The organism is Lactococcus sp. DD01, from assembly GCF_001578715.1.
GTDB classification, from domain to species: domain Bacteria; phylum Bacillota; class Bacilli; order Lactobacillales; family Streptococcaceae; genus Lactococcus; species Lactococcus petauri.
Window position 1 is genome coordinate 1,510,436 of the sequence record NZ_KQ968939.1, and the last position, 21,380, is coordinate 1,531,815.

A 21,380-nucleotide genomic window follows, 5' to 3' on the forward strand; every position below is an offset into this window, starting at 1 on the left:
CTTTTCCAAGAGTTATTTTTGTTCCTTTTTATGAATCATGTTTCCAAAAGAAAAAACCCACCCGAGGGTGAGAATCTTTTTTTACAATTAAACTGTAAGTGAAGCACGTCCTTTACGACGACGAGCTGCAAGTACACGACGTCCGTTTTTAGTTGCCATGCGTGCACGGAATCCGTGAGTAGTCTTACGAGGTTTTTTATGTGGTTGGTAAGTACGTTTCATTTGTTAAATCCCTGGGCTACTTCACTTGGGAAAGTAGCTCCACCGTTCTTGCGGTGTTCCTTTCTTTCATTTCTGTGCTTAAAGCATACTAAAATATTCTACACCAAATCATCGCAAATGTCAAATTTCTTTTGTAACGGTGATATAACGATTGTATTCATTACCTTCAGAATGGCTAGAAACACCTTCTTCTTTCGAAATAATTGTATGCACAATCTTGCGTTCATTCGACTGTAAATCATTAATATAGACAGTTTCACCAGAACGAGCACGTTCTGCTGCACGATGCGCCAAGCTGGTAATATATGCTTTACGCTTTTCATGATAATCGCCAACATTGACAGCAATATTTATACGGGTACTTAAAATACTGTTAGCATAAGCTTTAGCCAAGGTTTGTAAACTTTGCAAAATCTTCCCATGTTTACCAATGAGTAAAGCATCTTGATTCGAATTTAAGTTAAAAACAATCAGAGTTCCTTCTTTTGCTACATTTACAGTGATCGCAATACCCATTTCAGAGGTAATGTTTGTTAAGTAAGTCGAAATTTTATCCGCAAACTCTGTTTCCTCAGCAGTTAATTCCATCGGCACAGCCTTAGCTTTTTCTTTTACCTTCTCAGGAACCTCGACTTCTGGAAGCGGATCTTTGCTTTGAGCAATGTCTGCTTTAACTTCTTCAATTATAACTTCACGTTCTTCTGGAGTTAATTCACCTTCTTGTTCTTTTTCAGCTGCACGTACAGCTTTAACAATTTGGCTTAACTCAAGCGTTGCTTCCATAGCAGACTGTGCTTTAGGCACACCAAGGTTGATATCTTCCACACCACGTTCTGCTAATCGATCCGCTTTACGAATGGTTTCTTCTTTGATTTCTTCTATGTCTACGAGGGCTCGTTTTTTACCAAATCCTAAAAAACCACGTTTTTCTTTTTGTTTTACATGAATATGCACATTCTCACGCTTTACACCTAAACGATATAAGCCGCGTTCTATTGCTTCTTCAACTGTTCTCCCAGTAAAAATAGTCATGATTTAAAACTCCTATCTCCTGATTTACTTTTTATTTTTCAAAGCCTTCTTTAATGCCTTCTCACGTGCTTTTACTTTATCCTTTTCCGCTTGGGCTTTAGCTTCACGCGCTGCGATTATTTTGAAGGGGTTGGCAATAAGCAAAGTTTGTAAGACTTGGAAACCATTTGATACTACCCAGTAAAGAGCAACACCGCTTGCGACATTGATCGCAAAAACAAAAATCATCACTGGCATAGCAAATGTCATCGTACTTGTCATTGCATTTTTCTCAGGGGCTGATTTCATTGTCAACCATGAGCTAGCAAATGTAAAGAGTGCTGCCAAAATTGGCAAGATAAATGTTGGATCTTTATCTCCGATATTAAACCAGAGGAAAGTTCCGTGCTTTAAGAAATCTACACGTGTCAAAGCTTGGTACAACGCCCATAATATTGGCATTTGCACTAAGAGTGGTAAACATCCTGCATAAGGATTCACCTTGTTTTTAGCGTAAAGTTCTTGTGTTTCTTCTTGAACTTTACGACGCGAATCCACGTCTTTACCTGGATATTGCGCTTGTATTTTTTTAATTTCAGGCTGAATTTCCTGCATTTTTTGGCTAGACTTGATTTGAATATTCATCAAAGGCAAAAGTGCCGCACGAATAATCAAGGTAAATAAAATAATACCAACAGCTGTCATACCACCAAATGACAAGAAACGAATAACCTGAGCAAATCCATAAACTATCTGTTCCCAAAAGTTTGTTGAATGTTGTGTGACCTCAGAACGTCCACAGGCAGCCAATAAGAGTAAAGAAGCACTTGCCATCGAAAGCAAAGTTATTTTCTTTTTCAATTCTTTTCTCCATCTTTATAAATTTTAGACAATTTCAATACATGCTTGAGATTTTTTCTTACTTCATCAAAACTGAGTTTTTCGACTCCTGGACGTGCAATAACCACAAAATCTTCATCTTCTAAATGAGAAGAAAACTCTGCTACTGCATGTCTAATGAGTCGCTTCACACGATTCCGTGTGACCGCATTTCCAATCTTTTTACTTACTGAAATCCCTGTACGAAAATGCTGTTGCTCAGTATCGAGTTTATATACAACAAATTTCTTATTGGCAAAGCTATTTTTCGCTAAAAATATTTGTTCAAAGTCTTTCGAGCGTTTTACACGATAGGTCTTTTTTATAGCCAAGCCACTCTCTCCCATACTAAAAATTATCTCCATTATTTTAACACAAAGTAGAGGAAAAGTCACCTTTTTCCGAGAAAGCGCTTTTTTAGCTTTAATTCTTGTTGCATATCATTACTTATAAGCTCAAAACCATGTTAGAATAAAGGTAAATAAAAGATAGATGTAGCCAAGAGCCAATAAAGTGATCTTCATTTCGCTTCCCTAAACATAATGGCTCAAAGAATCAATCCCCTTTGATTCCCGACTACTCCTTTTCCTTCCCACACATTTGTTGGCTCTTGTGGGAAGGTTTTTTCATACGAAATCATATTTATTGGTATGAACGTTATGTCTCTTAGGTAATATTATTCCTATTTTCCTTAAAAAATTTGGTATAATAATGCGATGAAAAAACGTAAAAGAAAATTTTCGCTTTATGGACAATTAGTATCATAAGCCTACTGCTGCTCGTTGATTTGGGGATTACTTATTATTTCTACTCCGTTGCCTATGTCCGCAATGATGCTCCCGTGGGCCAAGTTCAAGCATCAAGTAAAAATTATCCTCTCGTCACACAATTTGATAAGTTGAATAAAAAAACACTTACCATGGAAAATGGTGGCTTAAAGCTCAATGCTTGGTACATCCCAGCGGAACATAAAACAAATAAAACAGTTATTGTTGTCCACGGTTTTCGCCAAAATAAAGAAGCGATGCGCCAATATGGACAACTCTTCCATGATTTAGGCTATAATGTGCTTATGCCTGACAATCGTGCTGCTGGAGCCTCAGAAGGTCAGCTCATTACTTATGGTTACTACGATAAAAAAGACGTGATTGCCTGGTCAAAAAAATTAACACAAGAAAACCCTGAAAGTCGTATTACTTTATTTGGACTTTCTATGGGAGCTGCAACTGTTATGATGGCATCAAGTGAGACAGAATTACCTAGCTCTGTCAACAGTATTATCGAAGATTGTGGCTATACTGATGTTTGGTCGGAAATTACCTATCAAGCCAAATCGACCTACAATATTCCGCCATTTCCCCTTGTCTATAGTTTATCCGCTATGAATAAAGTGCGCCAAGGTTGGTTTTTAAAAGAAGCAAGTGCGACACAAGCACTCTCTCAAAACAATCGCCCTATCCTCCTTATCCACGGCGATTCAGACACTTATGTGCCTACGTCAATGCTTAAGGAAAACTACCAAGCAGTCAAGACAGGAACACCAAAGGAAATGCTTTTGATTAAAGGTGCTGCACATGCCAAGGCCTTTGAGACAAATCCTCAACTTTACCGTCAATCTGTTGAAAAATTTCTGAAAAACTATAACGATTGATTATTTTACAGTGCTAAACACCCTATTACAGTTTATTCTTGCATTCCCCTTCCTAAAATGGTATTATATTAAAGTACCAATTCGCGGAAGTGGCGGAATTGGCAGACGCGCAGGATTAAGGATCCTGTGGCCTATCTTGGCTGTGCGGGTTCAAGTCCCGCCTTCCGCATATTATTTAAACGTCTAGTAATTAGACGTTTTTTTGTTTTCTCATCTGCTTCAAAATCATTCACAAAAATGGTATAATAATGACATCAAGAAACTATATATTTGCAATACTCAAGGCACTTAAGTCTTGAAACAAGGAGATAATAAACCACGATGATGAATATGCAAAACATGATGAAGCAAGCACAAAAATTGCAAAAACAAATGCAAGCTTCACAAGAAGAAATTGCCAACACTACTTTTTTTGGTAAAGCAGCACAAGATTTAGTAATCGCTGAATTTTCTGGTGATCGTAAATTAACAAACTTGACAATCAAGAGTGATGTGATTGACCCTGAAGATCCTGAAACATTGCAAGATTTGGTTGCAGATGCTGTAAATGATGCTCTCACTCAAATCGAAAAAACTACTGAACAAAAACTCGGTAAGTTCTCTAAAGGACTCCCCTTCTAATAAAATAGCCTCTGAAGGCTTTTTTATTTTATTCTTCTTATTAATTAGAATAATAAATTCGAAAATAAGGACTTTGATCATTCTTAAAATACAAAAAAAGCGCGAATTTCTTCGCGTTTTTCTTATTTTGTATATTCTTCAACGAGTGCGACAACTTCTTCCATTGTTGCACATTCAGTAAGAGCTTTGTTTGAAAGTTCTTCCATCTTAGTTGAGTCCAAACGTTTCATCAATGAACGTGTTTGGAGAACAGATGTTGCTGACATTGAGAATTCATCAAGTCCGATACCCATGAGAAGTGGAACAGCAGTTTGATCACCGGCCATTTCACCACACATACCAGCCCATTTGCCTTCTGCATGCGCAGCTTTAACAACATTGTTGATAAGGCGAAGGATAGATGGGTTGTAAGGTTGGTAAAGGTATGAAACTTGTTCATTCATACGGTCTGCAGCCATTGTGTATTGGATCAAATCGTTAGTACCAATTGAGAAGAAATCAACTTCCTTCGCAAATTGGTCAGCCAACATTGCTGCTGCTGGGATTTCGATCATGATACCTACTTCGATACCTTCAGCTACTGGAACACCTTCGGCGATCAATTTAGCTTTTTCTTCGTCGTAGATTTTCTTAGCAGCACGGAATTCTGTAACCAATGCAACCATTGGGAACATGATACGGAGTGTACCGTGAACTGATGCACGGAGAAGTGCACGAAGTTGTGTGCGGAACATTGCATCACCACTATTAGAAAGTGAGATACGTAAAGCACGCCAACCCAAGAATGGATTCATTTCTTCTGGCAAGTCGAAGTATGGCAATGTTTTGTCACCACCGATGTCCATTGTACGAACAACGACTGGTTTACCATTCATGCCTTCAAGTACTGCTTTGTAAGCTTCGTATTGATCTTCTTCCGTTGGGAAGTCTTGAGCATCCATATAGAGGAACTCTGTACGGTAAAGACCAACAGCTTCCGCACCATTGTCGTTAACACCTTCAACATCTTTAGGCGTACCAATGTTTGCAGCTAACTCAAAGTGTTTACCATCAGCTGTTACTGTTTCAGCATCTTTAAGAGCAGCCCATTCAGCTTTTTGTGCCGCATACGCTTCACCAGCTGCATGGAATTCGCTTTGTTGCTCTGGAGTTGGATCAAGAACAACTTCACCTGTTAAACCTGATACAGCCATAAGTTGACCTTCAGAAACAAGTTCAGTGATATTGTTTGTACCCAATACAGCAGGAATTTCAAGCGTACGTGCCATGATTGCTGAGTGAGATGTACGTCCACCAATGTTTGTAACAAAGGCCTTAACGTACTTCTTATCAAGCTGTGCAGTATCTGATGGTGTCAAGTCTTCAGCAACAATGATCACTTCTTCGTTAATCAAAGCTGGGCTTGGCAATTTAACACCAAGAAGGTTTGCCATTACACGTTTTGTAACGTCTTTAATATCGGCAGCGCGCTCTTGCATGTAAGCATTGTCTTCCATACCTTCAAAGATAGCAATGAACATGTCAGTGATTTCTTTAAGGGCTGCTTCAGCATTAACTTTTTTAGATTCAATAGTAGCTTTGATTTGAGCGGTCATATCTGGGTCTGCAAGAACCATCATGTGTGCGTCAAATACGGCTGCGGCTTCTTCTCCGAGGCTATCTACTGCTTTATCTTTAATGATTTGAAGCTCGCTTTGAGCGGCAGCAAGAGCTGCATCAAGACGAGCTTCTTCATTTTCGATATTCTCAACAGTCACTGTCTCAAATGACAAATCAGGTTGAACAAGCAAGTATGCCTTCGCTACGGCTACACCAGATGATGCAGCGATACCTTTAAGCATAGATGTCATTATTCAGCAAGACCTTCCTTAACCATTGTTTCAGCGATTGTGCTCAATGCGTCATCAGCATCAGCACCTTCAGCAGTGATAGTTACATCAGCGCCTTGACCAACTCCGAGTGACATAACACCCATGATTGATTTAAGGTTTACAGATTTACCTTTGTATTCAAGGTTAATTTCTGAAGTGAATTTAGAAGCTGTTTGAACGAGCAATGTAGCTGGACGTGCGTGGATACCAGTTTCTGCAACGATGTGGAATTCTTTAGATGCCATTTTTGGAATCTCCTTATTTCAATTTTTATTCGATAATGCCTTTTTGTTCAGCATATCTATACTTTAAAATTATACTACAAAGTGAAAAGGTTTGCAATCATTTTTTCATTAAATTATCTTCATCATTTCGGCTTTTTTATTTATCCTCTGAAATTATTATATTTCCGCTTGATAAATCTCCTGAATCAAGGCCTCTGTTTTCTCCCAACCAAGACAAGCATCCGTGATTGATTTTCCAAACACTTCCGGTCGGTCTTGACGTCCATCTTCTAAATACGACTCAATCATAAAGCCTCGTACATAACGGCGTATTTTTTCATCCCAATCACGATTGACTAACGTTTGTCGTACAATTCGAATTTGCTCCATATATTTCTTCCCAGAGTTATCATGATTGGTATCCACAATGATAAAGGGATTCTTTAAGCCCATTTTTTCGTAATTTGCAATGACTTCCTGCAAATTATCCGTATAGTAATTGGGAAGATTTTTGCCATGCTCGTCCTGCCCCCCACGTAAAATGGCATGTGCCAAAGGGTTCCCTGCAGTTTGAACTTCTGCACGGCCAAAGAGAAAGCCTTGCTCTTGCTGAGCTGCGTAAATGCCATTTAGCATGACTTTGATATTACCAGAAGTTGGATTTTTCATCCCCGTTGGCGCATCAATACCGGAAGCCACGAAGCGATGTTGCTGATTTTCCACTGAGCGGGCGCCAACTGCATAATAAGAAACTAAATCATCTACTAAAGGCAAGTTCTCTGGGTACAACATTTCATCAGCAGTGGTCAGTCCAGTTTGTGTAATAACTTTATAGTGAAGATCACGTACCATACGAATACCATTGATAAGATCAGCTTCACCTGCTGCATCTGGTTGATGAATGATTCCTTTATAACCTTCCCCGTTTGTTCGCGGTTTCGCTGTATAAACACGCATTACCATGAAAATCTTGTTTTTTACTTTTTCTTGGAGTTTAGCCAAACGATGTGCGTACTCCAGAACAGCTGCTTCATTGTCCGAGGAACAAGGACCAATAATTAATAAAAGCCGGGAATCCTCACCTTTGATAATTGCTTCTAATTCCCTGTCTCTTGCTTCTTTTCGCTGATGTTGTTCGCTATCAAGGTGGCCCAGCATTTTGACTGCATCAACATTTATCTCTGGGCTTATTATTTTGAAAGACATCTTTCTCCTTTCAATTTATTGATATCTTTTGTATTTATCAACTTAGAAAAATGAAACACCCTAAGTTAGGGTGTTTCGTCTATTTTATCACTTTTTTATCTAAGCTGTGTGAACGCGACCATGACAGTTCTTATATTTTTTACCTGAACCACATGGACACATGTCATTACGGCCAACTTTACTGAAATCAATACCTTCTGCAGAGGATTGTCCCACATTTGTCAAGTTTTCTTGTGAAGCCGTTACAGTTACACGCGGTGCTTGTTCTTGAACAGCGGTTTGCGGATGAATTTGAGCTTTCATCATCAAACGAGTTACTTCAAACTCAATAGCTCCAATCATGTTATTAAACATTTTGTGCGATTCTTCTTGATATTCAACAATCGGATTGTTTTGTGCATAACCACGCAAGCCTACAGACTGACGCATTTGATCCAAATGATCGATATGCTCAGACCAATTGTTGTCTACTACACGAAGGATAACAGCACGTTGGAAGTCAATCTGACGCTCTTTATCGCCCAAGCGTTCCATTTGTGTTGCATAATGTTCTTTAACTTTTTCAAAAAGAAAATCTTTAATTTCTTGTGGGCTTTTACCACGAAGATCTTCAATGCTAAAGACATCCGCTGAAAGCATTGTATTTTCAACAGTTTCATAAAGATTGAGCAGATTTGCTTCTTCTTGAAGATCTCCTGTTGCTGCATGGCCGTCAACTTGGCGATCGATTGTACGCTTAAACATACCATACAGAGCAGGTGTCATATCTTCAGTTGCTACAATCACTTCATGGCGTTGTGCATAAATAACTTCACGTTGTTCACGAATCACATCATCATATTGCAAGACTTGTTTACGTGAATCGTAGTTATTTCCTTCGACACGTTTCTGTGAACCTTCGATTTGTCGTGTGATTAAGCCAGATTTGATGACGGCATCATCACCACTGATACGCATACGATCAAGGAAGGCAGAAACGCGTTCGGAACCAAAACGTTTCATTAAGTCATCTTCAAGTGAAAGATAAAATTGAGAGACACCAGCATCCCCTTGACGACCAGAACGTCCACGGAGCTGATTATCGATACGACGACTTTCATGACGTTCAGTACCGATTACCGCAAGACCTTGATATTCTGGATTTGGATGTTCTTTAACACCAGGGCCAAGCTTGATGTCTGTACCACGACCAGCCATATTGGTCGCAATGGTTACCGCACCTTGTTGACCGGCATTCATAATGATTTGTGCTTCACGGAAGTGGTTTTTCGCATTCAAAACTTCATGCGGGATTTTAGCTTCGACCAATTTTTTCGAAATAATCTCAGAAGTTTCAACAGCCACAGTACCAATCAAAATAGGTTGTCCCTCAGCATGACGTTTCTTCACGTCATCCAAGACAGCATTTAGTTTTGCTTCAAGGGTTGGATAAAGCAAGTCTGGATGGTCCACACGACGGATTGGGCGGTTCGTTGGAATCGGAATAATTTGAATATTATAGATTTCACGGAACTCTTCTTCTTCCGTTTTCGCTGTACCAGTCATCCCTGACAATTTTTTGTACATACGGAAGTAGTTTTGAATCGTAATTGAAGCCATGGTTTTAGATTCATCTTGAATCGGCACACCTTCTTTGGCTTCAATCGCTTGGTGTAAACCATCAGAATAGCGACGCCCAGGCATTGTCCGACCTGTAAACTGGTCAATAATCAAGACTTCTTGTTGGTCATCAACCATGTAATCAATATCATGAAGCATGATATAGTTGGCACGGAGTGCATTGTCCACAAAGTGAGTCAAGGCAACATTTTCCATGTCATAAAGGTTTTCAATATCAAAGAAACGTTCTGCTTTATCTATCCCCTCATCTGTGAGTGAGATAGTTTTAGATTGTAAGTCAATCTTATAATCATCGCCCTCTTCATAATCTTCACGACCAACCAAAGTCTTAGCAAACTGATCTGCACGGTAATAAAGCGCAGAAGAGCCCTCTGCTTGACCTGAAATAATCAATGGTGTGCGCGCCTCATCAATCAAGATGGAGTCAACCTCATCGACAAGAGCATAGTTGAGCGGACGCTGTACCATATCTTCAAAACGAGTGACCATGTTGTCACGCAAGTAGTCGAAACCAAGCTCAGATGATGTCGAATAAGTGATATCACAGTTATATGCTTCACGTTTTTCTTCTGGTGACTTAGAGTTAAGGTTAAGTCCAACAGTCAAACCGAGCCAGTTGTATAATTCACCCATTTCGGTTGCATCACGTGTTGTCAAATACTCGTTGACTGTTACTACGTGTACACCTTTGCCAGAAATCGCATTTAAATAAACTGGCATGGTAGCTGTCAAAGTTTTACCTTCACCAGTACGCATCTCCGGAACGTCACCATTGTGGAGGACAATCCCCCCCATAATTTGCACGTGGAAAGGAAAAAGACCAAGGACACGTTTTGCTGCTTCACGGCAGACAGCAAAAACTTCATACAGCATGTCATCAAGACTCTCACCGGCAGCTGCACGTTCTCTAAATTCTTCTGTTTTGGCCTGCAGTTGCTCATCTGCAAGGGCAGCCATTTCTTCTTCGTATGATTCGACTTTTTGAGCCATTTTATGTAATCTTTTGAGCTCTTTTTTGTCGTTTTCTACTAATTTTTTAATAATATTTGCCATGTATTCTCCGTTTACTATCCAATAAGGGATATTTCCTTAATTTTAGCATTTTTAAAGGTTTTTTCCAATAGTTACCTCAAAAATATCAATACAACTGTATCATTTAGCAACGTATTTGTAATTTGGATCGATTTCCTTATCGAGTTGAGCAAATGCAGCTTCCAAACGGCGATTTACTTCTTCGATACCTTCAGCATTTGCTTTTTTAATATCTGAAATATCAATAGGTTCCCCAAAATTCAATTGTACTTTTTCACGCTTAAAAATACCCTTCATTGATAAAGGACCTTGATAAACAGCAGGAACAATCCGAACTTTTGCCATTTTAGCGATAATTGTAACACCGCCTTTGAGTTCGTTGGAGTGCCGTGAACCTGTTGGAAACATGATGAGAGATTTATCTGATTTTTTTAGCATCTTTACTGGATACTGAATGACTTCACGTCCAGGATTTTCACGATCGACTGGGAAAGCCCCACATTTTTTAATCCACCACGCAAAGAAAGGATTTTTAAAAAGCTCTTTCTTGGCCATAAAGATAAACTGTTTTGGACGTGTCGCAAAAGCCATGTAAACAGGATCAAGAATCATGCGGTGTGGCGCTACCAAAATATAATTCTCAGACTTGTCTGGAATGCGTTCCGTATGATGGTATGTAGCCTTACCATTAAATATGAAAAGTAAAAAGCGAACTAAACCGCGTAAAAATATATAAAACATAACTGTAGAATACTCCTAAAAATATTTAGCTTTATAAATTTTATACTATTTACTTCAATTTGGCTAGTCAGAAAAGCAAAAAAACTCCTTCTGGAGTTTTTATTTATCAATTGACTTGACGCTAATCAATTTCTAAGTCGAGAATGGTCTGAGGCTTTTGGAGATGAATTGTTTGGAGCCCCACCTTCTGCGCTCCCACTATATTAGCTAAATTATCATCTATAAACAAAGTTTCCGCCGCCTGTAAACCAGAGTATTCTAAAACCTCTTTAAACCCAGCCATATCTGGTTTTCTCAGGTGTAAACTATGTGAATAAAACACCTGTTTAAAGTAAGACTCCAAAGTTCTTCCCGTTTGTTCTGAGCATCTTTTTTCAAAACATTTTGCATGGATACTGTTAGTGTTTGAAAAGAGAAAAATGTTATATTTTTCAGAAATTCTTTCCAGATAATTCATCCGCTCTGAACTGAAATCTTTCAAAATAAGATTCCAAGCTTCTTCTATCGCCTCATTATCCACATCGACTTTTGCTTCTTCTCGAAGGCGGTCACAAAATCCTTCTGGTGTAATGAGTCCCAACTCCAAAGCTTCGAAAAAATCCGCCTGTTTTTTCAAGGTGAAATAATCTTCGAAATCTGGAATACCTAATTTGTGGAATTGCTGTATCATTCTTTCAAAATCTAGATCAAGAATCACACCGCCGAGATCAAAAATGATATTTTTAACTGTCATCGATTGTCCTCTGCTTTCTATTTTCGTGCACTTTTTGTATCAATAATTATTGTTACTGGTCCATCATTAATTAAACTGATTTCCATATCTGCACCGAATTCTCCTGCTTTAGTCGGAACAATCTGGTTAAGCTTTTCATTAAATTTAAGATACATCGCTTCTGCATATGCTGGATTCCCGGCTTGCGAAAAGCTTGGGCGTGTTCCTTTGCGAATATCCGCATAGAGTGTAAACTGTGAGATAGAAAGTACTTCGCCAGAGATATCTTGTACAGATAAGTTCATCTTGCCATTTTCATCTGAAAAAATACGCATTTTACTGATCTTGCGTACGGCATAATCTAAGTCAAAATCTGTATCTGCATCTTCTACTGCAACGAGAAGTAATAGGCCAGATGTGATTTGATTTCTGATTTTATTTTCAATTTTTACTGAAGCTTCTTTAACTCTTTGGATTACTATTTTCATAATTTCATTTTAACAAAAAAACTATCCCAAAGGACAGTTTTTTGCTATTTTATGTTAACCATTGGTCCGCTTAACACTATAGACATCTGGTGTCATCTTAATCTTATCAACAATCAAAGTCAAATCAGATAGATTTTTTATTCCAATGGAAAGATGGATATTGGCCATTTTTTTATCCTTTGTTGGATGAGCATTAATTGAGATCAAACTTTTTGTTGTATTAGACAACACTTGAACGATATCATTAAGCAGATTCGGACGATTAAACGCATACACATGGATATTGGCCACGTATTCTTTAGTGAGGTGTTGTGAATCATCCCATTCTACATCAATCAGACGTTTTTCATAATCTTCTTGACTGCGAACATTTTTACAGTCTGCGCGGTGGATGGAAACCCCTCGACCTTTAGTGATGTAGCCGACAATCTTATCCCCTGGCACAGGGTTGCAACATTTACTGATATGCACCAACATGCTATCAACGCCAGAAACACTCACACCACCATCATGGCGAATTTTCATGACATTTTTATTTTTGTTTTCGCGTTTGACTTCGCCCTTCATCAGTTGTTCAGATTCAGCTTTCAGCTTTTCTTTCTCAACTTTACGGCGCTCACTTTCTGTCAAACGATTGAATACAGAAGTTGCTGATATTTCCCCAAAACCAACTGCGGCAAACAGGGCTTCACTGTCCCGATAACTTAATTTTTCAAGTACTTCGTCCAGATGTTTTTTATCCAAATATTGGTTCGGTGTGAAACCATTCTCTGCAAGTTCCGTTTGCAGCATTTCACGACCTTTGTGGATAGAGAGTTCCTTATCTTGACTCTTGAAAAATTGCTTAATCTTGTTACGGGCTTTATTGGTCTTAACGAGCTTAATCCAATCACGACTTGGTCCAAATGACGTTTTGGAAGTAATAATTTCTACTTTATCACCTGTTTTCAGAACATAATTCAGCGGTTGCATCCGCTCGTTAATCTTCGCACCTGTTGCATGATCTCCCACTTGCGTATGAATAGCATATGCAAAGTCAATAGGACCGGAGCCAGCTGGCAATTCCTGAACTGCTCCTGTTGGTGTAAACACATAAATTTTGTCGCCAAGAATATCTTCCTGAACTGCTTTAACAAATTCCTCTGCGGAGTCACCTGATTGTTCTTGAAGTTCCACCAATTCGTTAATCCAGTTTAGTGTTTCCGAAATCTCATGAACGTCAACTTTAGCTTTACGCCCTTGCTTGTAAGCCCAGTGTGCTGCGACCCCGTACTCAGCAATCTGATGCATCTCATGGGTTCTGATTTGGAATTCCATCGGCCCCTTAGGACCGTAAACCGTGGTGTGAACAGACTGGTAACCATTAGCTTTAGGGTTAGCAATATAGTCCTTGAAACGCCCAGGCATCGGTTTCCATAAATCATGGATATACCCTAGTGTCGTGTAAACGTCGCTTGTCGAGTTTGTCAAACAGCGAATGGCAATAAGGTCATAAATTTCATCAAAACGCTTTTTCTTATCGTGCATTTTACGATAAATAGAATAGATATGCTTTGGTCGCCCATAGATTTCAGCGTCAACTTGTGCATCTTTCATACGCTCATTTAGCTTCTCAATCACTTCTTCAACTAAATTTTCACGCGCTGCACGTTTTTCGTTCATTAAGCCACGGATACGATAGAACTCTGTTTCATTAAGATAACGGAAAGAGAGATCTTCAAGTTCCCATTTAATGCTTCCAATACCCAAGCGGTGTGCAAGCGGCGCATAAATCGCCATAGTCTCACTTGAAATACGTTTTTGTTTGTCTGGTCGGAGATTTTTGAGAGTGCGCATATTATGAAGACGGTCGGCAAGTTTGACCAAGATAACTCGAATATCCTTGCTCATGGCCATCAACATCTTACGGTGATTTTCCGCAAGTTGTTCTTCATGCGATTTGTATTCTACCTTACCAAGCTTCGTTACTCCATCAACAATATTCGCAATCTCTTCACCAAAAAGTTCCACCAAGTCTGACTGTATAAAGTTAGTGTCTTCAACAACATCATGCAAAAAGCCTGCCGATACAGTTGCTGCATCAAGCTGTAGTTTAGCTAAAATTCCCGCCACTTGGATAGGATGGATAATGTAAGGTTCTCCGCTTGCACGATACTGTTCAGCGTGAGCTATTGATGCACACTGTAAAGCTTTACGTACCAGCAAGATATCTTTTTCATTCATGTATGCGGAAGCAAGTTTAACCACTTGATCTCCGGTAAGATTTGGTTCTGAGGGCATATTTTATTTCCTGTGAAGTAGCTCCACTTTCCTCCTTGATATATTTTTACTATTCTAACACATTTCTGCCTATAAATTTACGCTTTTAGTCCTTAAAGCGCGAGTTTTCGTCTCTTTGTTCGGTTTATTTCAACAAATCAAAGTAAGTTGAAAAGGCCGACAAGGCGTAGAGCGGTGCTGTCTCAGCACGCATAATACGCGGTCCAAGCCCGACAATCTCTGCACCTGCTTGTTCAAATAGCGCAATCTCTTCCGGTGCAATACCACCTTCTGGTCCAAAAAGCAGCAAAACTTTTTGGCCTGGTTTTAAACTCGCCATACTTTGAGCCAACTTCGCTTGCTCCCCTGCTTTAGCAGATTCTTCATAAGCAATTAAAACTTGGTCAAATTGAGAAAATGTAGCAACCAGTTCAGACAGCTTTTCAAAAAAACAGATTTCTGGCAATATTTGACGGCGAGATTGTTCTGCAGCACCCAATACAATTTTATCTAATTTTTCCTTCTTTTTAGCAAGCTTTTTGCTGTCCCATTTGGCCACAGACCATTTGAAGGGCGCAGCCCAGATTGCACTTGCGCCAAGTTCCGTTGCCTTCTCACTGATAAATTCTAATTTATCGCCTTTAGGGAAACCAAGCGCTACAGTAATGTGAACTGGAAGTTCCGTTTGCACTTCCAGTACCTCTAATAAACGTACCGTACATAGCTCGCTAGAAACAACTTCGGCAAGGCCCACTTTCCCCTCTTCAAAAACTAGCTGTATCTTCTCCCCCACACTCGTCCTCATGACTGTAAAAATGTGATGAACAGCTGCCTTATCGTCAATAGTAAAGTCTTCACCAATTTCTGGTTGCTTTTTGAACACAAAATATTGATTTGCCATACTTAACCGCCAATTACCCCTTCACGGTTTTCTGTCTTTTTGAAAATTACACAGTTCCATTCACCTTGAGTCATACGCGTTTCAAGGAAGAAACCAGCATTTTCTGCGGATGCAATAACTTTATCTGCCTTATCAGCGATGATACCACTCATAATCAAATAACCTTCATCTTTGACGAGACGGAAAGCGTCGTCAGTCATAAGTACAAGAATATCTGCCAAGATATTTGCTACGATAACTTCTGCTTGTTGCTCGATACCCTCCAATAAATTATTGGCTGAGATTGAAATTTTATCCGTATTTGGGTTAAGCTCGATGTTTTCACGTGCTACACGCACAGCAACTTCATCAATATCATAGGCATGAATTTCACTTGCGCCAAGATAAGCGCTAGCTACAGAGAGCACACCGGAACCTGTACCTACATCCAAGACCGTTTCGCCACCGCGAATTATTTGTTCTAGAGCATAAAGACTCATTTTTGTTGTTGGGTGCGTACCTGTACCAAAAGCCATCCCTGGATCAAGGCGAATCAGCTTCTCCGCTGAAGATTGTGGAGTATAATCTGTCCAACTTGGGACAATCGTCAAATCATGAGTAATACGAGCTGGTTCAAAATACTTTTTCCAAGCATCTGCCCAATCTTGTTCTGCAAGATTATTTGTACGTACTTCAACGTTGGTCACGTCAAAGCTTCCTGCTAAAGCATTTACCTTTTGTTCAATATCTGACTTGAGCTCCGTAATTGGCATATTTTCCGGATAATAAGCAGTCACTTCCACCATTTCTGACTGTTCTACCTGAGGAAGCACTTCTCCGAAAAGGTCCTTGTGATTAAGATAATCTGCACTGTCGTTAATTTCGACTCCTGCTGATCCTGCTTCAACTAAAATATTACTGATTGCTTCTTCCGCTGCACGAATGATGCGTACGGTGATACTGTTCCAATTATTCATATTATTGCTATTCTCTTCCTTATATTAATAACGAGGATACTTGAAAAAAGTTGTCTCCTCAAGATTTTCCAAACCTTTTTCAAATTTTTCTTGATCAAATTCAAGCATAAATTCTTCTTCATCGGAATTTAAGAAATCTATCAAAGCATCTAAACCTTCATCCGCTGTTTCTTGTAAGAACTCAACAAAGTAAGTAATATATTCACGAGATAAGCCCTTGTCTGAATAAGCCACACCTGCTAAATAGTCTTCTTCTGAAAACTTCGACTTGTTCGGATTATAAAAAATCACAGCATCTTCATAAAGTACATTTTCTTCTGACTCGACACCATCTGCATCCGAAAGAACAACGCCTTCTGGATTTGCAGCTTCCAAAAGGAAGCTGACTTCGACAGCGAAATTTCTTTTATCCCAATTTATCTCAAAATCATAACTGAAATTCTTGCTCAATTCTTCATCTAAAATATCTAAAAAACCGTACTTTGCCATTTTCTACCTCTTTTTTCTGTTACAAGCAATTTTCTCTCCAATGCTTCGAATTAAAATAGCAATTGGGAGTTTAAACGTCGTAATACTTTTCTGTTATAATTATAACAGAAATAAAAATTATCTCTAGAGAGAAATATATGAAAATCAGACCTATCGAACCCCATGATTTCGCTTATGTGGCTAAAATCGAAAATCAAAACTGGACTTTAAAATCCACACCCTTTGTCATCAACAGCTCTGCTGAGAAAATAATGAAGAAAATATTGAAGGGAACACGTTATCTTCTTGCGGAAGAAGAGGGTGTTATTTTGGGTGTTTTAGATTACGGTCCCCGCAATAAGTCTGAATTTGGTTCACATGTAATTACTTTCGGTGTAATGACTGTAAAAGAAGCAAGAGGAAAAGGTGTGGCGACTCAGCTTATACAACATCTTATCCACGAAGCACGTACCGAAAAATATGAAAAGATTACCATCAATGCAATGTCAAGCAACCCTACAGCAGTAGCTCTCTACGAGCATCTAGGATTTCAACTTGAAGGGCGACTCAAAAAAGAGTATTTCATTGATGGTCTCTATGTTGACAGCTTAATTTACGCCTATTATCTCTAGGTAGTAAGGAGAACCGCTTTATATGACACATCAAAATTTAGCCCGCCGAATGCGACCGCGTAATATTGACGAGATTATTGGGCAATCTCATCTTGTTGGCCCTAAAAAAATCATTCGCCGGATGGTCGAAACAAAACTTTTGACTTCCATGATTCTTTACGGTCCTCCGGGAATTGGTAAAACTTCCATTGCCTCTGCTATTGCTGGCACCATGAATGCCGCTTTCCGTAGTTTTAATGCGACAACAGACAGCAAGAAAAAACTGCAAGAAATTGCCGCTGAGGCGGAATTTTCTGGACAACTAGTTCTTCTCTTAGATGAAATTCATCGTCTGGATAAACCTAAGCAAGATTTTCTCCTGCCTCTGTTAGAAAATGGTCAAATTATCTTAATTGGCGCTACTACGGAAAACCCTTATTTTAGTGTTGTGCCTGCCATCCGTAGTCGTGTGCAGATTTTTGAGTTAAAGCCTCTAGAAAGTGATGATTTACAGAATGCTATAAACCTTGCCCTTGAAGATACGGAACGAGGCTTTAACTTTCATGTTACTCTTGACGATGACGCTCTTTACTTTCTCACACACTCAACCAACGGTGATTTACGCGCGGTTTACAATGCTTTGGAACTTGCCGTCTTATCTTCCGAAAACCATCATGTAACCCTGGAAGATATGGAAAACTCACTTCAACGTAAAGCACTAAGTTTTGATAAAGATGGCGATGCTCATTATGACTTGCTTAGTGCCTTACAAAAATCAATCCGCGGATCTGATGTAAACGCAAGTTTACACTATGCTGCACGTCTAATTGAAGGCGGAGACCTTCAAAGTCTGGCACGAAGATTGACAGTAATGGCTTATGAAGACATCGGTCTTGCCAATCCAGAAGCCGCTGCTCATACAATGTTAGGTTTACAAGCTGCAGAAAAATTAGGGTTTCCTGAGGCAAGGATACCGCTAGCAAATATCGTAATTGACCTTGCCCTCTCCCCTAAGTCCAATGCCGCTTATATGGCTCTGGATGCGGCAATAGAAGACTTAGGAAAATACGGAAATCTTCCCATTCCTGCGCACTTACAAGACGGGCACTATGCTGGAGCTAAGGATCTTGGGCGAAGTCAGGGTTATAAGTACCCACATAATTTCCCAGAACATTGGGTGAAGCAGGATTATCTACCCGATAAACTGCGAAAAGCAGATTACTTCCACCCTGATAAGATGGGCAAATACGAATGGGCCTTAAATGAACGTAAGAAATGGATCGAAAACCAAAAGAAAAATCGTCAAAACTGACGATTTTTTATTACTTATTCTTAAATCCCTTCAAGGCTCTTAAAGCATAAAGAATCGAAACAACATCAATAAACTCTTGGAAAAGAGCACCGATAATTGCCGGAATAAGCCCTGTAGCAGCAATTAACATCAAGATGACACAAATGATAATCCCAATCAAAACCGATTGTTTCGCAATGGTTAATGTATCACGACTAATATGAACTGCTTTTGTCACGGAAGACAAATCATTTTTCAAAAGCACAATATCAGCTGCTTCACTAGCGACAGTATTGTTTCCTGTCCCGATAGAAATACCGACATCCGCAAGTGTTAAGGCTGGAGCGTCATTGACACCGTCACCAACCATAATCGTTGGATGAATAGTTGAAGCTTGGATTTTGGCAAGCTTTTCTTCTGGTAACATACTACTGTAAACCTCGGTAATCCCTACTTGTGCTGCAATTTTATCGGCAACACGAGCATTATCCCCTGTCAGCATCGTAATGCTCTCAAAACCTGCTTGACGTAAATCTTTAATCACAGCGGGAGCATTGGCACGTAAAGTATCTGAGAAGGTTACTGCACCGATATATTGGCCATCACGTGACACATAAAAAGCTGTTTCAAAATCTAACCCCTCTGGTGCGCCCACAAAACTTGCACGCCCGATTTTAATTAATTGACCATTAATTTGCCCTGTCACACCTAATCCTGCAACCTCACTGAGGCTTTCTAATGCAAGACTTTGGACATTATGTGACTCTGCATAGCTTGAAACAGCCTTGGCCAAGATGTGAGTGGAAGATTTTTCGATGGTGTAAACAGTATTGAGTAACTCTTCTTGCGATATTCCTTCTGCTGGAACAATGGTATCTACTTCGATTTTACCATCGGTAATTGTTCCCGTTTTATCAAAGAAAATTGCCTTGGCTGTTGCAAGTTTCTCAATGATGGTTCCATTTTTAATTAAAAAACCATTTTTTGAGGAACGACTCATTCCTGAGACAAAAGCAATGGGCGCAGCCAAAATCAAAGGACAAGGACTTGCGACCACCAATACTTCTGCAATACGGACAGGGTCACCAGAGATAAAGTAAGCAACAGCTGCAATGATGTAGGCCATAATCGTAAATGGCACAGCGTAACGATCTGCTAAACGTACAAAATTTGCCGGCGTTGCTTCTGCTTCACGAACAAGAGCAACGATTTTTTGAAATTGGGATTCACTTGCTGCAACACTTGTGCGGATTTCGATACTGGAGCTGCCATTAATTGCACCTGAAAGAATTTCATCCCCTTGTTGTAACTCATTCGGTTTAGTTTCACCCGTGACAGAGGATTCATCCAGAATAGCTGCTTCTGAAAGGAGAACCCCATCGATAGGCACAACTTCCATAGGCTTAATCAAGAGATGTGCCCCTATCTCAACATCATCTAAGTCCATGTCGACAACTTTACCCTCTTGCATGACATGGGCAATATCTGGTGTTTTCTGCAACAGGGCAGACAATTCACGATTGGCACGTCCCGCTGCGTAATCCTCAAGCGTTTCACCTCCAACCAACATTAAAATAATGATTAATGAGGCCCAATATTCTCCTACCAATAGTGTCGCAATGATCGCAGTAATTGCGAGTAAGTCAACACCATAATTTCCTTTACGCAGTGTTTTAACCATCTCAATAAACATTGACAGTGCTAAAATACCACCTGCAACAGTGATGATAAATCGTGCTATCAGAGGTGCGTTAAAAGCAAACTGAGCCAAAAGAGACGCAGCTGCTATGAAAAATACTAAAACAAGTTTTTGCCAGTTTTTCATGTTTTCTCCTTATAAAATAAATTTCCTGAAACTTTGCCCTGTTTGACTCAAAATAGTTTTCATCGAACACTGATTTGCTCGGGATAGAAAAATAATCCTTGTCGCACTTTGATTCCGAAGAACTGAGCTTTTATTTTATAAGTTACAACATTCTTAACTATATATTAGCAAAAAACAGGGAATATTCCCAACCAGACAGCTGTCAAAAGTCTTTGTCACTTTATCAATAGAACTTTTTCACCCAATAGACACCTTAAAAAAACGTCAAGTAAAAATACTTTACAAAGCTTGCTTTTTGAAAAAGATTAGTGTATTATAGTAAAGTACGTTTTTGGGCTTATCCAAAACGAAAAAATCTACGGAGGAATCAAACCATGGCAGTACCTGCACGTCACACTTCTAAATCTAAGAAAAACAAACGTCGTACACACTACAAAATGACAGCTCCAACTGTTACTTTTGACGAAACTACTGGTGACTACCGTCACTCACACCGTGTTTCACTTAAAGGCTACTACAAAGGCCGCCAAGTAAAAGACGCTAAATAAAAACAGTAAAAAAGTCAGAAAGGAACAGTTATGCGCGTAAATATTACACTTGAACACAAAGAATCTGGTGAACGTCTTTACCTTACTCAAAAGAACAAACGTAACAACCCAGACCGTTTGGAATTGAAAAAATACTCTCCAAAACTTCGTAAACACGTTATTTTTAAAGAAGTTAAATAATATTAAACCGCTGTGGCGGTTTTTTTGTTTCTCGAGAATACCCCTCCTTGAAACTAAAAAGGT

The 21,380-nt window shown here is 39.3% G+C and carries 22 protein-coding genes and 1 tRNA gene; 7 read left to right on the forward strand and 16 right to left on the reverse strand.

What is annotated here, in order from left to right:
• Positions 1-87 precede the first annotated feature (87 nt).
• The 4 genes from rpmH to rnpA form a co-directional block, all read right to left on the reverse strand.
• The gene (rpmH, locus tag LACDD01_RS07385) at positions 88-222 is read right to left on the reverse strand and encodes a 50S ribosomal protein L34 (protein ID WP_003135255.1); all 135 of its coding nucleotides are present in this window, start codon (positions 220-222) and stop codon (positions 88-90) included.
• 120 nt (positions 223-342) lie between these two features.
• A complete protein-coding gene (gene jag, locus LACDD01_RS07390; RefSeq protein WP_019291920.1) occupies positions 343-1,254 on the reverse strand; it encodes an RNA-binding cell elongation regulator Jag/EloR in 912 nt (303 codons plus the stop codon).
• 24 nt (positions 1,255-1,278) lie between these two features.
• Positions 1,279-2,094, reverse strand: a complete 816-nt coding sequence (locus tag LACDD01_RS07395; RefSeq protein ID WP_003133626.1) for a YidC/Oxa1 family membrane protein insertase — start codon at positions 2,092-2,094, stop codon at positions 1,279-1,281.
• Positions 2,091-2,459 carry a ribonuclease P protein component gene (rnpA, locus tag LACDD01_RS07400; RefSeq protein WP_017368690.1) on the reverse strand — a complete coding sequence of 123 codons (369 nt, stop codon included), beginning with the start codon at positions 2,457-2,459 and terminating at the stop codon, positions 2,091-2,093. Before rnpA ends, LACDD01_RS07395 begins: the two co-directional genes overlap by 4 nt.
• A 389-nt stretch (positions 2,460-2,848) precedes the next feature.
• Here rnpA and LACDD01_RS07405 point away from each other — a divergent pair, with 389 nt between their 5' ends.
• The 3 genes from LACDD01_RS07405 (at position 2,849) to LACDD01_RS07415 (ending at position 4,384) form a co-directional block, all read left to right on the forward strand.
• A complete protein-coding gene (locus LACDD01_RS07405; RefSeq protein WP_061414023.1) occupies positions 2,849-3,763 on the forward strand; it encodes an alpha/beta hydrolase in 915 nt (304 codons plus the stop codon).
• An 83-nt stretch (positions 3,764-3,846) separates the two neighbouring features.
• Positions 3,847-3,932: transfer RNA gene (locus tag LACDD01_RS07410), tRNA-Leu, on the forward strand.
• A gap of 152 nt (positions 3,933-4,084) precedes the next feature.
• The gene (locus tag LACDD01_RS07415; RefSeq protein ID WP_019291923.1) at positions 4,085-4,384 is read left to right on the forward strand and encodes a YbaB/EbfC family nucleoid-associated protein; all 300 of its coding nucleotides are present in this window, start codon (positions 4,085-4,087) and stop codon (positions 4,382-4,384) included.
• Positions 4,385-4,506: 122 nt separating this feature from the next.
• Here LACDD01_RS07415 and ptsP read toward each other — a convergent pair whose 3' ends face one another.
• The 11 genes from ptsP to LACDD01_RS07470 all read right to left on the reverse strand — a co-directional run bounded on the left by ptsP (position 4,507) and on the right by LACDD01_RS07470 (position 16,883).
• Positions 4,507-6,234, reverse strand: coding sequence for a phosphoenolpyruvate--protein phosphotransferase (gene ptsP / locus LACDD01_RS07420; RefSeq protein WP_003133622.1), 1,728 nt, complete (start codon positions 6,232-6,234; stop codon positions 4,507-4,509).
• Positions 6,234-6,500: a phosphocarrier protein HPr gene (locus LACDD01_RS07425; protein WP_003133620.1), complete on the reverse strand. Its 267-nt coding sequence runs from the start codon at positions 6,498-6,500 to the stop codon at positions 6,234-6,236. Before LACDD01_RS07425 ends, ptsP begins: the two co-directional genes overlap by 1 nt.
• 156 nt (positions 6,501-6,656) lie before the next feature.
• Complete coding sequence (locus LACDD01_RS07430) at positions 6,657-7,685, reverse strand: 3-deoxy-7-phosphoheptulonate synthase (protein ID WP_061414025.1); 1,029 nt, start codon at positions 7,683-7,685, stop codon at positions 6,657-6,659.
• Positions 7,686-7,784: 99 nt separating this feature from the next.
• Positions 7,785-10,358: a preprotein translocase subunit SecA gene (gene secA, locus LACDD01_RS07435; RefSeq protein ID WP_019291926.1), complete on the reverse strand. Its 2,574-nt coding sequence runs from the start codon at positions 10,356-10,358 to the stop codon at positions 7,785-7,787.
• 99 nt (positions 10,359-10,457) lie between these two features.
• On the reverse strand, positions 10,458-11,078 hold the full coding sequence (locus LACDD01_RS07440) for a lysophospholipid acyltransferase family protein (RefSeq protein WP_019291927.1): 621 nt from the start codon (positions 11,076-11,078) through the stop codon (positions 10,458-10,460).
• 121 nt (positions 11,079-11,199) lie between these two features.
• Positions 11,200-11,811, reverse strand: a complete 612-nt coding sequence (locus LACDD01_RS07445) for an HAD family hydrolase (RefSeq protein ID WP_061414028.1) — start codon at positions 11,809-11,811, stop codon at positions 11,200-11,202.
• Between the two features lie 17 nt (positions 11,812-11,828).
• Positions 11,829-12,278, reverse strand: coding sequence for a D-aminoacyl-tRNA deacylase (dtd, locus tag LACDD01_RS07450; protein WP_019291929.1), 450 nt, complete (start codon positions 12,276-12,278; stop codon positions 11,829-11,831).
• A 54-nt stretch (positions 12,279-12,332) separates the two neighbouring features.
• Positions 12,333-14,558, reverse strand: coding sequence for a RelA/SpoT family protein (locus LACDD01_RS07455; protein WP_003133614.1), 2,226 nt, complete (start codon positions 14,556-14,558; stop codon positions 12,333-12,335).
• A gap of 124 nt (positions 14,559-14,682) precedes the next feature.
• Entirely contained in the window at positions 14,683-15,438 is a 756-nt protein-coding gene (locus tag LACDD01_RS07460; protein ID WP_019293237.1) for a 16S rRNA (uracil(1498)-N(3))-methyltransferase, read from the reverse strand.
• 2 nt (positions 15,439-15,440) lie between these two features.
• Complete coding sequence (gene prmA, locus LACDD01_RS07465; protein WP_019293238.1) at positions 15,441-16,394, reverse strand: 50S ribosomal protein L11 methyltransferase; 954 nt, start codon at positions 16,392-16,394, stop codon at positions 15,441-15,443.
• 24 nt (positions 16,395-16,418) lie between these two features.
• Complete coding sequence (locus tag LACDD01_RS07470) at positions 16,419-16,883, reverse strand: DUF3013 family protein (RefSeq protein WP_061414030.1); 465 nt, start codon at positions 16,881-16,883, stop codon at positions 16,419-16,421.
• 137 nt (positions 16,884-17,020) lie between these two features.
• Between LACDD01_RS07470 and LACDD01_RS07475 the strand changes: the two genes are divergently transcribed.
• Positions 17,021-17,494: a GNAT family N-acetyltransferase gene (locus LACDD01_RS07475; protein WP_061414032.1), complete on the forward strand. Its 474-nt coding sequence runs from the start codon at positions 17,021-17,023 to the stop codon at positions 17,492-17,494.
• A 22-nt stretch (positions 17,495-17,516) separates the two neighbouring features.
• Positions 17,517-18,785, forward strand: a complete 1,269-nt coding sequence (locus LACDD01_RS07480; RefSeq protein WP_061414034.1) for a replication-associated recombination protein A — start codon at positions 17,517-17,519, stop codon at positions 18,783-18,785.
• 10 nt (positions 18,786-18,795) lie between these two features.
• Here LACDD01_RS07480 and LACDD01_RS07485 read toward each other — a convergent pair whose 3' ends face one another.
• Complete coding sequence (locus LACDD01_RS07485; RefSeq protein WP_061414036.1) at positions 18,796-20,589, reverse strand: heavy metal translocating P-type ATPase; 1,794 nt, start codon at positions 20,587-20,589, stop codon at positions 18,796-18,798.
• A 374-nt stretch (positions 20,590-20,963) separates the two neighbouring features.
• On the opposite strand from LACDD01_RS07485, the gene rpmF reads away from it, so the two are divergent.
• Together rpmF and rpmG are read left to right on the forward strand one after the other, a co-directional pair.
• Positions 20,964-21,137, forward strand: a complete 174-nt coding sequence (rpmF, locus tag LACDD01_RS07490; RefSeq protein ID WP_003135292.1) for a 50S ribosomal protein L32 — start codon at positions 20,964-20,966, stop codon at positions 21,135-21,137.
• Between the two features lie 30 nt (positions 21,138-21,167).
• Positions 21,168-21,317 carry a 50S ribosomal protein L33 gene (gene rpmG, locus LACDD01_RS07495; RefSeq protein ID WP_003135293.1) on the forward strand — a complete coding sequence of 50 codons (150 nt, stop codon included), beginning with the start codon at positions 21,168-21,170 and terminating at the stop codon, positions 21,315-21,317.
• Positions 21,318-21,380: the final 63 nt, after the last annotated feature.